General features: G+C 63.9%; 12 protein-coding genes, 1 tRNA gene and 1 pseudogene. 6 read left to right on the plus strand and 8 right to left on the minus strand.

From position 1 onward, the window contains the following. Positions 1-98: 98 nt before the first annotated feature. On the plus strand, positions 99-512 hold the full coding sequence (locus ACAM52_RS03775; RefSeq protein WP_369646165.1) for a hypothetical protein: 414 nt from the start codon (positions 99-101) through the stop codon (positions 510-512). Positions 513-770: 258 nt separating this feature from the next. Further along, positions 771-1043 carry a hypothetical protein gene (locus ACAM52_RS03780; RefSeq protein ID WP_369646166.1) on the plus strand — a complete coding sequence of 91 codons (273 nt, stop codon included), beginning with the start codon at positions 771-773 and terminating at the stop codon, positions 1041-1043. Here the strand turns inward: ACAM52_RS03780 and ACAM52_RS03785 are convergent. Together ACAM52_RS03785 and ACAM52_RS03790 are read right to left on the minus strand one after the other, a co-directional pair. Beyond that, positions 1036-2904: a DNA/RNA helicase domain-containing protein gene (locus tag ACAM52_RS03785; RefSeq protein WP_369646167.1), complete on the minus strand. Its 1869-nt coding sequence runs from the start codon at positions 2902-2904 to the stop codon at positions 1036-1038. The two genes, ACAM52_RS03780 and ACAM52_RS03785, sit on opposite strands and share 8 nt — an antisense overlap. A gap of 1 nt (position 2905) precedes the next feature. Next, positions 2906-3319 carry a nucleotide pyrophosphohydrolase gene (locus ACAM52_RS03790; protein WP_369646168.1) on the minus strand — a complete coding sequence of 138 codons (414 nt, stop codon included), beginning with the start codon at positions 3317-3319 and terminating at the stop codon, positions 2906-2908. A 401-nt stretch (positions 3320-3720) separates the two neighbouring features. On the opposite strand from ACAM52_RS03790, the gene ACAM52_RS03795 reads away from it, so the two are divergent. Continuing rightward, positions 3721-4587: an HNH endonuclease gene (locus ACAM52_RS03795; RefSeq protein ID WP_369646169.1), complete on the plus strand. Its 867-nt coding sequence runs from the start codon at positions 3721-3723 to the stop codon at positions 4585-4587. Positions 4588-4666: 79 nt separating this feature from the next. Here the strand turns inward: ACAM52_RS03795 and ACAM52_RS03800 are convergent. The 6 genes and pseudogenes from ACAM52_RS03800 to ACAM52_RS03825 all read right to left on the minus strand — a co-directional run bounded on the left by ACAM52_RS03800 (position 4667) and on the right by ACAM52_RS03825 (position 11235). Next, positions 4667-4742, minus strand: a tRNA-Thr gene (locus ACAM52_RS03800). A 25-nt stretch (positions 4743-4767) separates the two neighbouring features. Continuing rightward, on the minus strand, positions 4768-5781 hold the full coding sequence (locus ACAM52_RS03805) for a class 1 fructose-bisphosphatase (RefSeq protein ID WP_056571748.1): 1014 nt from the start codon (positions 5779-5781) through the stop codon (positions 4768-4770). 23 nt (positions 5782-5804) lie between these two features. Next, positions 5805-8504 carry an aminopeptidase N gene (pepN, locus tag ACAM52_RS03810; RefSeq protein WP_369646170.1) on the minus strand — a complete coding sequence of 900 codons (2700 nt, stop codon included), beginning with the start codon at positions 8502-8504 and terminating at the stop codon, positions 5805-5807. Beyond that, the gene (locus ACAM52_RS03815; RefSeq protein ID WP_070062371.1) at positions 8488-9177 is read right to left on the minus strand and encodes an HAD family phosphatase; all 690 of its coding nucleotides are present in this window, start codon (positions 9175-9177) and stop codon (positions 8488-8490) included. Before ACAM52_RS03815 ends, pepN begins: the two co-directional genes overlap by 17 nt. 3 nt (positions 9178-9180) lie before the next feature. After that, positions 9181-10285 (minus strand): peptide chain release factor 2 gene (gene prfB / locus ACAM52_RS03820; protein ID WP_095950518.1). Its coding sequence is split into 2 segments (ribosomal slippage): positions 9181-10203 and positions 10205-10285, totalling 1104 coding nucleotides; the frame shifts between segments, so codons are not numbered across the junction. Between the two features lie 126 nt (positions 10286-10411). Beyond that, a pseudogene (locus tag ACAM52_RS03825) lies at positions 10412-11235 on the minus strand (MetQ/NlpA family ABC transporter substrate-binding protein). A 235-nt stretch (positions 11236-11470) separates the two neighbouring features. Here ACAM52_RS03825 and ACAM52_RS03830 point away from each other — a divergent pair. The 3 genes from ACAM52_RS03830 to ACAM52_RS03840 are packed head-to-tail and all read left to right on the plus strand — an operon-like array spanning position 11471 to position 13863. Further along, positions 11471-12340 carry a methionine ABC transporter ATP-binding protein gene (locus ACAM52_RS03830; RefSeq protein ID WP_070062373.1) on the plus strand — a complete coding sequence of 290 codons (870 nt, stop codon included), beginning with the start codon at positions 11471-11473 and terminating at the stop codon, positions 12338-12340. Further along, on the plus strand, positions 12333-12995 hold the full coding sequence (locus ACAM52_RS03835; RefSeq protein ID WP_056571730.1) for a methionine ABC transporter permease: 663 nt from the start codon (positions 12333-12335) through the stop codon (positions 12993-12995). Before ACAM52_RS03830 ends, ACAM52_RS03835 begins: the two co-directional genes overlap by 8 nt. Before the next feature lie 43 nt (positions 12996-13038). Continuing rightward, positions 13039-13863 carry a MetQ/NlpA family ABC transporter substrate-binding protein gene (locus tag ACAM52_RS03840; RefSeq protein WP_099791683.1) on the plus strand — a complete coding sequence of 275 codons (825 nt, stop codon included), beginning with the start codon at positions 13039-13041 and terminating at the stop codon, positions 13861-13863. The last annotated feature ends 16 nt before the right edge of the window (positions 13864-13879 follow it).

The raw sequence follows: 13879 nt of genomic DNA on the forward strand, positions 1-13879 counted from the left end.
TAGCGCAGGCGCCAAGGCAAGAAGTTACAACGGCTTTTTGGCCCCATCGAACCGTGGCCGCTTGCCGACACCAGACAGAAACGTGTGAAATATTCCTCATGAACCAACAAATCATTCTCGAGAGCCTGGTCCGCGCCCTGGAGAGCTGGGTCCGCAACGCCTCCGCGGCCGAGCTGTGGCGCGTGCACCGCGAGGGCGGCCTGGGCGCATCGATCCGTACCGAAGGCGAGAGCGTCGTGCACGTGCGCATCGCGCTCGACGGCCCGCCCGATGCGCTGTCGAGCATCGGCAAGACCGACGGCCGCCTGCCCATGACCGAAGCGTTCAGAGGCGCCAACGGCGAAGCGGGATGGGGCACCCCGCCGCCGCAAGGCAGCGCCGAGCGCGAGCAGTGGTTTCTGTCGAGCGACGTGGCGCAAGAGCAGGCGCGGCAGTACCTGCTGGCGGAGGTGGTGGCGCGGCGGGATGTGTTGGTGCGGCGGGTGGAGGCGTGGGCTGCGGGGGCTGGTTGAGGCAGGCGAGCGGCTCGCAGGGCGATCGTCTTCGCGTGCGCCACTACAAGTCGACGCGAGTCCTCATTTGTTCACCGTGAGAGGCTTCCGCTGACGCGCTTCTCTCCCTACATTTGAACGACCGCCGCGCCTCACGGCGGGACATCGATGCACACTGCAGCGATGTCGATGTGAGGCACAAAAGGCGACGGCCAGGGTGCGCTAACACCCTGACCGTCTGACCAAGCAACGTGCATTACCTTCGAAGGAGCACATCAAGTGGCTGATCAAATTATCGCCGGGCAAACCACGCCCGAATCCCTCAGGGCAACCTGCCCCGACGCGGCCGACCTTCTCGAGAAGAAGTCGTCCCAGCTGCAATCGCTGCTGAGCTGCTGCTACGGAGACTGCAGTGAATGGTTCGATGCGATCGGTGCCGTGCACCGAGACCACGTGATGTGGATCGCGTCAGACCTGGCTGGCGAAGTCGCAGAGCTTGCGCAGCAACTGCTGAGACGGACCAACGCAGCGGACGCGTCGGCGCCTACGTGAGCGCGACGGGGGACGACAACCGCGCGCGGAAGTAGCTCGCGGTTTCCTCGTCGCTGCAGTAGACGTAGCACCCCTTCATGCCGCGCGTCATCAGCGTGCGGTAGGTGTTCTTGATGATCAGGTCCGCCTCTGCCGTAGCGCTCTTCGGGTCTGCCTTGAGCCGTGCCTTGTAGCCGCGCAAGGTCTTGTCATGCCGATCGCGTGCTGATGGCTCCGTCACGACCCGACCGTCACGCACGATGAGGTCGGGGCCGATGATCACGCCGATGTAGTCCACCTCCAGCCCTTGGCAGGTGTGGATACAGCCGACTTCGTTGATTGAGTTCGGCGCAATGATCCAGAGGCTGCCATCGACATCGAGGTTCCATCGCTTGCGGTAGCTGCCAATGACGATGTCGAAGGCCTTCGGGTCTTTCTTGCTGGTCCAGGGCCAGCAGTAACCGGCGACGACACGGGCGGTGCCTGTGCTGTTCTTCTGTGCAATCGCCGTATGCAGGTCCGCCGGATCGCTGAAGACCTGAAAGTCGAACTCGGCTGGCGTGAGTGTCTTGTTCGCGGTCTCACGAACGGCGAGGGCGTCGTCGAGCCACGCGATGTAGCCGTCGGAGCCGCTGCATCTGAACTGCGATGCGAGCTCGTGTTCAGAGACCTCCGCGCCTTTCTCTGTGCCGAATGTGCGAATGGTTTGCTTCGTGCCGATGTCGCTCAACGCGACCCGCTGGTCCTCGTCGATGAAGAACACCGTGCACTTGGCGGCGGCAATCAACTCTTTGACTTGGTTCTCGCCCAGGTTGCCGTACAGGCCGCTCTTCTCGTTCAGGCGGTGCGCCTCGTCCACGATCAGCACGTCGAACTGGTCTGCGGGTGTTTCGATGAAACCACCGGAGCCCGTGAAGAGGTTGGAGTAGCGCGTGCGCGTCATGGTGCCCGCGAGCTTGGTTTCGTAGACGCGCCGAGGGGCGGCGTTCTTCGAAACGTACTTGCAGTTCAGGCCGGCACCCATCAAGGTGACCAATGCGTTGATGGCGAGCACCGTCTTGCCAGTCCCCGGGCCGCCTTCGACGATCACCACCTTGGGGTTCGTGCTCGATGCAGATCGGCCTGCAGCCAAGATGTTCTCGTAGACCTCTTTCTGGTCATCGATCAAGATGAACTCGGGATTCCCCTTCAGCAGGCCCGCAAGGCTGTCGCTGAGCGCCTTCGATGGCCTGATGCGGCCGTTGGCCAGTTCATAGAGCACGCTCGGGTCGCCGAACTTGATGTGCTGTTTGATGAAGTTGCGAAGCATGCTTCGCTCGGTCTCGCCCTTCAGGAACAGCGGCGCTTTCGCGATGTAGCCGGCGTAGTGGTCCGAGTCGATGACACCATCGCGCTCGTAGTTGTGCAGATACGCGCACGCTTGGACTGAAATGCCGCCGGCATAGACGGCCTCATTGAAGCCCTCCATCAACGAGGCATAGGACCACGCTTGGTATGAGGGATGCACCACGTCTCGGTGCCCTCCGCCGAGGTAGGTGTTGACCAGTGCGTCCTTGGTCGAAGACTTCACCTTGTCCCACTGCTTCAGCTCGACGATCACGATGTTCTTCGAGTCGTCGTGGCCTCGGCCAGTCAGGCTGATGTCGATGCGCTTGGAACTTTGCGGGATATGAAGTTCAACGGCCACGCCGACGTCATTCGGAATTTCGGAGTCGCTGAGGACCTTCGACATGTAGCCAAGCGACTCCTTCCATGACTTCTTTTCTGCCGCAGACACGTTGCGTCCCGTGGTGTGGAAGTACTTGGCGAAGACGACCTCCTCGATGTCCCTGTCGTTGTTGTCGCTGAGAAATTGCTTCTTGTCGGCCTCGTAGACGATCACGTCAATCCTTCCCAGATTCGCCCGCTTCCTGCGAGCTGTGCTTCTTGCTGCTGCCGCGCACCTTGTCAGCCGGATAGCGCAGGGCGTTGGCCTTCAGCTTCTGCTGGACCGCAGCGTTGAGGTCCACGCCCAAGACGGAAGACAGGCGCACGAGATAGAGCAGGACATCCGCGAGTTCGTCCTGAACGGCCTGGGCGGTCTGTGGGTTTCGGCCGGCTTCTGTGGAGGCTTGCTCGGACATCCACTGAAAGATCTCGTTCAGCTCGCCGACCTCGCCGGTCAGGGCCATCACCAAGTTCTTGGGGGAGTGGAACTGGGCCCAGTCGCGCTCGGTGGCGAAGTGCTCCAAGCGTGCGGCAAGCGGCGCGACGTTGACGAGTGGGGTGTCCAACGCCGCGTCAGCTGCATCGGTCATGTGGGGCTCTCCTATCGCCTTGTGCCAATGAGGTGTGTCTGTCCGGTCCTGCCCGCCTTCAATAAACGGAAGCGGTACCGGACTCCGGTCATGAAACAAGTGTATCTAGCGAGGGTCCTGCCATTTCACAGTTGCTCAATAAATTGGCAGGCGAGCGACCAGACTTGCTCGGGGCGCCCAGGGTTTGGCTCACAAGCCAGGAAACAATGATTGCGTAGAGGGCGCCAAACTGTGAACTGCCCGATTGATTGACGTTAAAGTGTAGTCAATCGTTAACGAAGGGCGGGTGATGCCAGGCTATTTCGGTGCAAATCGCGAGGTGCAGTGCGCTGTGATTTTTTCCAAATCGAAGGACCAGTGTCGAATTGGGAACAGCCAAATCGGTTTCTCGGTGAGCCGACGTGGCTAGCAAAACACCCTCACTCCCAATCGCCGGGCCGCTTCCATCTTTTGTTGTTGGGGAGATTTATCGGCGCTGGCCAGACCTCAATGACCCGTTTGGCGGCGGTCGGCAAGGCGGAATTTCTGATTCGGCGCAAGCACCAGTGACGTTTCTTTTCACTGGCGATAGCGGCGAGCAATATGGCTACGCCGATCGATTCGATGACGAGGGCACCTTCTTTTTCTCAGGCGAAGGCCAAGAAGGCGACATGCAGTTCGTTCGCGGCAACAAGGCAGTTCGCGACCACTCAGCCAGAGGAAAAGCGCTGCACTTGTTTCGGACCATTGGCAAAGGCAAGGGCCAAAAGTATCTCGGCGAATTTGTGTACCAGGGGCATGACTGGGTTCGTGCGCTGGACAAGAAGAAAGCGCTTCGAGATGCAATCATTTTTCGGCTGGTGCCGGTCACGCGTCTTGAACAACTGGAGCTTGCTGCAGCGGAGGATTCTGCTGAGGAACTGACGCTGCAAGAGTCTCGAAACAGGGCAATTGCCGCGTCCAAGGTCGATGGCGCAAAAGACAGCACAAAGGGAAGCCGGACGGTCTATGACCGTAGCCGCGCGGTGCGGGACTATGTGCTTTTGCGGGCAGCAGGGAAATGTGAGCTTTGCAAGGAGCCGGCGCCGTTTCATCGAAGTGGCGGGTCGCCGTACTTAGAGCCGCATCACACCACGCGCGTATCTGATGGAGGGCCGGATCACCCGCAGTTCGTGGCCGCGCTGTGCCCAGCGTGCCATCGCGAAGTGCACTATGGCGAGCACGCTCATACGAAGAATCTGGCTCTGATAGAACGACTTCGCAGCCTTGAGCCAGTGGGGCCGCATTGATTTCGGGCCCTTATCGGCCGTAATTTCTAGGCCGCGCAGCAAAAAGCCCCTGATCCTTGCGAATCAGGGGCTTTTTATTTGGTGCCGGAGAGATGAATCGAACACCCGACCTTCTCATTACGAATGAGCTGCTCTACCGACTGAGCTACACCGGCGAAGCCTCAGATTATAGCCAAGAAATCAAGGCTTCTCGGCGTGGTACTGCGTCAAACGCTCCACTTCGTGACGCGAACCCAACATCACGCTCACGCGCTCGTGCAGTTTGGTGGGCTTCAGATCGAGGATGCGCTGCTTGCCGTTGGTGGCGGCGCCGCCGGCCTGCTCGACGAGCCAGCTCATGGGGTTGGCCTCGTACATCAGGCGCAGCTTGCCGGCCTTTTCGGGCTCGCGCTTGTCCCACGGGTACATGAAGACGCCGCCGCGCATCAGGATGCGGTGCACGTCGGCCACCATGCTGGCAATCCAGCGCATGTTGAAGTCTTTGCCGCGCGGGCCTTCCTTGCCGGCCAGGCATTCGTCGATGTAGCGCTTCACGGGCTCGTCCCAGTGGCGCATGTTGCTCATGTTGATGGCAAATTCCTTGGTGTCGGCCGGAATCTGGATGTCTTCCTGCGTGAGCACGAAGCTGCCTTGCTCGCGGTCGAGCGTGAACATGGCCACGCCGTTGCCCACGGTGAGCACGAGGGTGGTCTGCGGGCCGTAGATGCAGTAGCCGGCGGCCACTTGCTGGGTGCCGGGCTGCAGAAAGTCGGCTTCCTGCACGCCGGGGGTGTCGTCGGGCTTCTTCAGCACGCTGAAGATGGTGCCGATGCTCACGTTGACGTCGATGTTGCTGCTGCCGTCGAGCGGGTCGAACATGAGCAGGTATTCGCCCTGCGGGTAGCGGTTGGGCACCACGTGGATGGTTTCCATCTCTTCGCTGGCCATGGCCGCGAGGTGGCCGCCCCATTCGTTGGCTTCAATGAGCACTTCGTTGGCGATGATGTCCAGCTTCTTCTGGATTTCGCCCTGCACGTTCTCGCTCTCGGCGGTGCCGAGCACGCCACCCAGCGCGCCCTTGTTGACGGCCTGGCTGATGCTCTTGCAGGCGCGGGCGACCACTTCGAGCAACAGGCGCAGCTGGCCGGGAATGAGGCCGTCGGCGCGTTGCTGCTCGACGAGGTAGCGGGTGAAGGAGATTTTTTGTTGAGCCATGGATCTTGTGGGGTTCGGTGGGTTCAGTTTCCGGCGAGGGCGCGGGTGACGACCTCATGCGTGTCTTTGCTCAGGTCGGGCTTGGCGGCCACGCGGGCAATGGCTTCGCGTGCGGCGCTGCGGTAGGGCTCGGCCAGCTTGCTCCAGCGGTCGAGCGCGCGCGCCAGGCGTGCGGCCACCTGGGGGTTGATGGCGTCGAGCTCGATCACGCGCTCGCTCCAGAACACGTAGCCGGCGGCGTCGGCGCGGTGGAAGGCGCCGGGGTTGCCGCTGCAGTAGCTGAAGATCACGCTGCGCGCGCGGTTGGGGTTCTTCAGCGAGAAGTCGGGGTGCTTCATGAGCTGCTTGACCAGCGGCAGGATGTCGCCGCCGCGGTCGCTGGCGCCGGCCTGCAGCGAGAACCACTTGTCGATGACCAGCGCCTCGTCCTTGAACATGGCGTGGAAGCGCGCGAGCGCCTGCGCCGCCAGGGTGTGGCCCGACGACACGAGGGCGTTGAGCGCGTTGAAGCGGTCGGTCATGTTGCCCGCGTCCTTGAAGCGCTGCAGGGTCTTGCCGGGCCACACGGTGTCGCCCGAGGCGCGCGCCGCCAGGCACAAGAAGTTGAGCGCCATGCCGGCCAGCGCGCGGCGGCCCGACGAGGTCGGGTCGGGCGTGTAGGCGCCGGTGTCCTTGTTGTCTTCGTAGGCCTGTTCCCAGTCGGCGAAGAGGGCGGTGGCGAGCTGGGCGCGCATGGCTTCGCGCACGAGGTGCACGCGCTGCGGATCGACCACGTCGAGCTGTTCGGCGATGTAGGTTTCCGACGGCAGCGTGAGCACCAGTTCCTTGAAGGCGGCGTCGAGCTGCGGGTGGCGCAGCACGCCGCGCATGGCGTCGAGGTAGGCGTCGTTGAGCACCGGCGTGGTGTCGGTGGCGTGCGCCGCAATGGCTTGCAGCGCGGCGCGCAGGCCCAAGCGTTGGCCGGCCTCCCAGCGGTTGAACGGATCGGGGTCGTTGGCCAGCAGGGTGAGCAGCTGGGCGTCGGTGTACGCAAAATCGAGGATCACCGGCGCGCTGAAGCCGCGCAAGATCGAGGGCACGGGCTCGGAGTCCAGGCCCACGAAGGTGATCTGCTCGCCGGCGCGCGACAGCACGATGGTGCGGGTGCCGCGTGCCACGTCGCTTTCGCCCTCGAGCTGCATGGGCAGCTCGCGGCCGGTGGCGGCGTCGAGCAGGCCGATGTTCAGCGGGATGACGAAGGGTTCCTTGGTCTGCTGGCCCGGCGTGGGCGGGCAGCTTTGCACCACGCTCAGGGTGTAGCTGCGGTTCTGCGCGTCGTACACGCCGTGCGCGGCCAGGCGGGGCGTGCCGGCCTGGCTGTACCAGCGCTTGAACTGGGGCAGCAGGCGGGCCAGTTCGGAATCGGGGTTGGCGTCGGCAATGGCCTGGGCGAAGTCGTCGCAGGTCACGGCCTGGCCGTCGTGGCGCTCGAAGTACAGGGTGATGCCCTTTTCGAAGCCCTTGCGGCCGACCAGCGTCTGCATCATGCGAACGACCTCGGCACCCTTTTCGTAGATGGTGACGGTGTAGAAGTTGCTGATCTCGATGTAGCTGTCGGGCCGCACCGGGTGGGCCATGGGGCCGGCATCTTCGGGGAATTGGGCGGTGCGCAGCACGCGCACGTCTTCGATGCGCTTCACGGCGCGGGCCGAGGCGTCGGCGCACAGGTCCTGGCTGAACTCCTGGTCGCGGAAGACGGTGAGGCCTTCTTTCAGCGACAGCTGGAACCAGTCGCGGCAGGTCACGCGGTCGCCGCTCCAGTTGTGGAAGTACTCGTGGCCGACCACGCTTTCGATGTTGCTGTAGTCGGCGTCGGTGGCGGTGGCCTGGTTGGCCAGAACGTACTTCGTGTTGAAGATGTTCAGGCCCTTGTTCTCCATGGCGCCCATGTTGAAGTCGCTGGTGGCCACGATCATGAAGCGGTCGAGGTCCAGCGGCAGGCCGAAGCGGGCTTCGTCCCACAGCACGGAGTTGATCAGCGAGTTCATGGCGTGCTCGGTCTTGTCGAGGTCGCCGGCGCGCACGTACACCTGCAGCAGATGTTCCTTGCCGCTGCGGGCCTTGATACGCTGCTCGCGCGCCACGAGCTTGCCCGCCACCAGGGCGAACAGGTAGCTGGGCTTCTTGAAGGGGTCGACCCACTTGGCGAAGTGGCGGCCCTCGGGCAGCTCGCCCTGGTCGACGAGGTTGCCGTTCGACAGCAGCACCGGGTAGGCGGCCTTGCTGGCGCGCAGCGTGACGGTGTACATCGCCATCACGTCGGGACGGTCGAGGAAGTAGGTGATGCGGCGGAAGCCCTCGGCCTCGCACTGCGTGAAGAAGGTGTCTTCGCTCACGAACAGGCCCATCAGCTTGGTGTTCTTGATGGGGCAGCAGGTGGTGAAGAGTTCGAGCTCGAAGGCGTCGGGCAAGCCGTCGATGACGAGCTGGTCGCCTTCCATGCGGAACGAGGCGCCCTGGCCGTTCACGAGCACGCGCGCCAGGTTGAGTTCGTCGCCGTCCAGGCGCAGCGGCTGGGCCGGCACCTCGGGGTTGCGGCGCAGCTGCATGCGGTTGAGCACGCGGGTCTTGGCGGGGTCGAGGTCGAAGGTCAGGTCGACGGTGTCGATCCAGAACGCCGGCGCGGCATAGTCTTCGCGGCGGATGGCAATGGGTTGCCCTTGGGCGTCACGCTGAAGCAGCATCGAGGGTCTCCAGAAAATTCGAATGGGCCAGTTCGTTGTAGTCGCGAACGGCGGCGATCACGTGGGGGCCGGCCAGCTCGGCGGCCGTATGGGTGCTGCACACGGCCACGGCGCGCATGCCGCCGCGGCGGGCCGCTTCGATGCCGAAGGGCGCGTCTTCGAAGACGATGCAGCGCTCGGGCGCCACGCCGATGCGGCGCGCGGCTTCCAGAAAGATCGCGGGCGTGGGCTTGCCCGAAAAGCCTTCGTCGCCGCCGACGATGGCCAGCGGCAGCGGGTCCATCTTCAGGCGCGACATGGCGAACGCGATGTTGTGCCTGTCGCCGGCCGTGCCCACCGCCACCTTCAGGCCGCGTGCCACCGCGGCCTTGGCGAAGGCGGTGAAGCCCGCCACCTCGGTGAAGTTGTCGTGGAAGAGCTCGCGGTAGATCTCTTCCTTCTCGTGCACCATGGCCTGGCACTCGGCATCGGAGAGCTCGCGTTCGAACAGCTCGCGCATGCTCTCGGTGCCGGTGCGGCCCGTGGTGCGCGCGAGGATCTCGCTCACGTCGAGCTGCACGCCGTGGCGCTGCGCAAACGTCACCCACGAGCGCGCATGCCAGGGCATGGAGTCGATCATGGTGCCGTCCATGTCGAAGATCAGGGCTTCGACCCTGCCGGTGTTCAGGCTCATCGGTCAGACGCCTTGCTTGAGCGAGGCTTCGATGAACACGTCGAGGTCGCCGTCGAGCACCTTCTGCGTGGCCGAGACTTCGACGTTGGTGCGCAGGTCCTTGATGCGGCTGTTGTCCAGCACGTAGCTGCGGATCTGGTGGCCCCAGCCCACGTCGGTCTTGCTGTCCTCGAGCTTCTGCTGTTCTTCCTGGCGCTTGCGCATCTCGTGGTCGTACAGGCGCGAGCGCAGGCGCTTCCACGCCACGTCGCGGTTGCTGTGCTGGCTGCGGCCGTCCTGGCACTGCACGACGATGCCGGTCGGGATGTGCGTCAGGCGCACGGCCGAGTCGGTCTTGTTGATGTGCTGGCCGCCGGCGCCGCTGGCGCGGAAGGTGTCGGTGCGCACGTCCGAAGGGTTGATCTCGATCTCGATCGAGTCGTCGATCTCGGGGTACACGAAGATCGAGGCGAAGCTGGTGTGGCGGCCGCCCGACGAGTCGAACGGCGACTTGCGCACCAGGCGGTGCACGCCGGTCTCGGTGCGCAGCAGGCCGAAGGCGTAGTCGCCCTCGACCTTGATGGTCGCGCCCTTGATGCCGGCGGTGTCGCCGGGCGTTTCGTCTTCGATCTGCGTCTTGAAGCCCTTGCGCTCGGCGTACTTCAGGTACTGGCGCAGCAGCATGCTGGCCCAGTCGCAGGCCTCGGTGCCACCGGCGCCGGCCTGGATGTCGACAAAGGCGTTCAGCGGGTCGGCCGGGTTGTTGAACATCCGGCGGAATTCGAGCTGCTTGATGTCGGCTTCGAGCGTGGCGGCGTCATCGGCAATGGCCTGCAGGCCGTCGAGGTCGCCGTCTTCCTTCGACATTTCGAAGAGTTCGGTGTTGTCCGAGAGCCCGTTGGTGAGCCGGTCGAGCGTGACGACCACGTCGTCGAGCGACTTCTTTTCCTTGCCCAGTTCCTGGGCCTTCTTGGGGTCGTTCCAGACGTTCGGGTCTTCGAGCGATGCGTTGACTGTCCTCAGTCGTTCAGCTTTGGCATCGTAGTCAAAGATACCTCCGTAAATCGACCGTACGGACGCTCAGGTCCGCGAGCATTGCGCCGATTTGGTTGATCTGTTCTGCGTCCATGGGGTGTCCTGACTGTGTGAGGTTGGTGTTCGGGGGAACCCGTCATTTTCTCACGGTCCGCCAACCCGCCAGGCAGCGCCCCTGTATTGCGCCTTCCCTCTCTGGGGGAAGGCGCGGGCACTGGAATCAGAACGCCGGAATCAGCGACCCCTTGAACTGCGTCTCGATGAAGCTGCGCACCTCCGGCGACTGGTAGGCCGCCACGAGGCGCTTGGCCCAGGGCTTGTCCTTGTCGGCGCGGCGCACGGCGATCAGGTTGGCGTAGGGGCTCTGGGCCGATTCCTTGATGACGGCGTCCTTGCCGAACGACAGGCCGGCCTTCTCGGCGTAGTCGTTGTTGATGGCCGAAATGGCCAGGTCGTCGAGCGAGCGCGGCAGCTGGGCGGCGTCCAGCGACACCAGCTTGAGCTTCTTGGGGTTGGTCACCACGTCCAGCGGCGTGGCATTGTTGTTCTTCACGGCCTCGGCTTGAGGGTGATGAGCTTGGCCTGTTGCAGCAGCAGCAGGGCGCGGTTGCCGTTCGAGGGGTCGTTCTGGATGCCGACCGAGGCGCCGTCGGCCAGCTGGTCGATCGACTTGATCTTGCGCGAGTAGAAGCCCAGCGGCGCGGTGATGGTCAGGCCCACGGGCACGAGGTCGAAGCCGCGCGCCTTGATCTGGTTGTCCAGGAAGGGCTGGTGCTGGAAGGCGTTGGCGTCGAGGTCGCCGGCGGCCAGCGCCGCGTTGGGCAGCTGGTAGTCGTTGAACACCACGACCTGGACGGTCAGGCCGTCCTTGGCGGCGACCTTCTTGACCACCTCGAACACCTGCTCGGCGCTGCCGACGGAAATGCCGACCTTGACGGTGTTCTTGTTGTCCTGCGCAAAGGCAGTGCTGCCGGCGAAAAGGGCGGTGGCGAGGGTGGCGAGGGTGGCGAGCGTGAGGCCGCGGCGGCGGAAAGTGGAATGCATGGTGGCGCGAAATCGAAGAAATGAAGGCGCCGAATGTGGCATTGCCGCCGCGGATCGGGAACGAACCAATCCTCATATCGATATGGCGTCCACTCGCTCCATGTGGTCTTTCTTATTTGATTTTTCATATAAGCACGAGCCGATTTGTTCGTTCCCTTTCGGCTTGTTTCTTTTCATACTCGGCACCTTTTTGCGAACCTGCGCGGTCGCGCCTGTGCGGCCCGCGCCTTCTTTCATGACCTTCCCTTCGCCTGATGCGGCACGCGGCAACGCGGCGCCGGTCATCCGTCTTCAATCGGTGCAGAAGTCGTTTGCCTTGCCCAGTGGCGAGGTGTTCGACGCCGTGCAATCTCTCTCGCTCGAGATCCAGCAGGGCGACGTGTTCGGCCTGATCGGCAAGAGCGGCGCCGGCAAGTCGACCTTGCTGCGCCTCATCAACCTGCTGGAGCGGCCCGATGCGGGCCGGGTGTTCGTCGGCGGGCGCGACCTCACGACGCTCTCGCGCCGCGAGCTGCGCGACACGCGCCAGAACATCGGCATGATCTTCCAGCAGTTCAACCTGCTGCAGAACGCCACGGTGTTCGACAACGTGGCCTTCCCGCTGAAGATCCACGGCCGCCACTCCAAGGCCGAGATCAACGAGCGGGTGCGCGAGTGCCTCGACCTCGTCGGCCTGGCCGAAAAGATCGACACCTACCCGGCCCAGCTCTCGGGCGGCCAGAAGCAGCGCGTGGCCATTGCCCGCGCGCTGGCACCGCGCCCACAGGTGCTGCTGTGCGACGAGCCCACCTCGGCGCTCGACACCGAAACCACCCGCGCGCTGCTCGAAACGCTGCGCGACATCAACCAGAAGATCGGCGTGACCATCGTGATCGTCACGCACGAGCTCTCGGTGGTCGAGGTGCTGTGCCGCAACGTGGCCATTCTCGAAAAGGGCCGCCTGATCGAGCAGTTCGCCGTCGATGCGCCGAGCGAGGAACGCAAGACCGCGCTGGGTCGCGAGATCGACGAACTGGTGCGCCGCCGCGAACGCGAGGCGCGCGAACCCGTGGCGCCGCGCGTGGCGACCGCACAGCGCAACGCGCAGGAGCTGGCCTATGTTTGAGAACATCACCCCCATCCTTCCCGAGCTGTGGACGGCCACGGGCCAGACCTTCCTGATGCTGGCCATCGGCCTGTCGGCGGCGGTGCTCATCGGCGGGCCGCTGGGCATCCTGCTGTTCCTGCTGGGGCCGGGCCAGTCGCTCGAGAACAAGCCGGCGTTCCACATCCTCAACTGGATCGTGAACACGGTGCGTTCCTTCCCGTTCATCATCCTGCTGGTGGCGTTGGTGCCGTTCACGCGGATCATCGCGGGCACCTCCATCGGCCCGCTGGCAGCCGCGGTGCCGCTGTCGTTCGCGGCCATTCCGTACTTCGCGCGGCTGGTCGACCAGTGCCTGCGCGAGGTGCCGCGCGGCGTGATCGAGGCGGCGCACGCCATGGGCGCGTCGGAGTTGCAGATCGTCTGGCGCGTGCTGGTGGTCGAGGCGCGCTCGGGCCTGGTGCTCGCGCTCACCGTGCTGGCCGTGAGCTTCCTGTCGTACTCGGCGATTGCCGGTGTGGTGGGTGGCGGCGGCATCGGCGACCTGGCGATCCGCTACGGCTACTACCGCTTCCAGACCGACGTGATGGTGCTCACCGTGGCGCTGCTCGTGGTGCTGGTGCAGATCCTGCAGTTCGTGGGCAACACCACGGCGCGCCGACTCGACAAGCGTTGATGTCCCTTTCTTCTTTTTCCTCTCTCATCTTTCTGTCCATTCCATGAAAACCGCACTGCTGCGCCGTTCCGTTCTCGCCGTTTCCCTCGTCGCGCTGTCGCTCGGCGGCCTCTCGCTGTCGGCGCAGGCGCAGGACGCCAAGAAGAACCTCGTGATCGGCGGCACCGCCGGCTCCAACGCCGACCAGCTCAAGGCCGGCATCATTCCGATCCTCGAGAAGAAGGGCTACAAGGTGAAGCTGGTCGAGTTCAACGACTACGTGCAGCCCAACCTCGCGCTGGCCCAGGGCTCGCTCGACGCCAATTTCTTCCAGCATCGGGTCTACCTGCAGAAGTTCTCGGCCGACCAGAAGCTGGACCTCGCCGAGCTGGTGCAGGGCCCGATCGCGCCCATGGGCGTGTACTCGACCAAGCGCAAGACGCTGGCCGACGTGAAGGAAGGCGACCGCGTGACGCTGCCGAACGATCCGAGCAACCTTGCGCGCGCGCTGGTGCTGCTGGAGCAGAACAAGCTGGTCACGATCAAGGCCGGCATCGATCCGCTGCGCGCGTCCGAGAAGGACGTGGCCGAGAACCCGAAGAAGCTGAAGTTCATTCCGCTCGAGGCCGCGCAGCTGCCGCGTTCGCTGGGTGACACCGAGTACGCCATCGTCAACGGCAACTTCGCGATCTCGTCGGGCCTGAAGCTCACCGAGGCCGTGGTGCTCGAGAAGACGCCCGACTACTACCTGAATGTGGTCGCCGTGAAGAGCGCCGACAAGAACGCCGCCTGGGCCAAGGACATCGCCGACGCCTACCGCTCGAAGGAATTCAAGGCGGTGGTCGACAGCAAGTTCCAGGGCTACGCCAAGCCCAGCTTCCTGCAGTAATCCCTCACGCTTCAGC

This window comes from Variovorax sp. V118 (assembly GCF_041154445.1).
Taxonomy (GTDB): Bacteria; Pseudomonadota; Gammaproteobacteria; order Burkholderiales; family Burkholderiaceae_C; genus Variovorax; species Variovorax boronicumulans.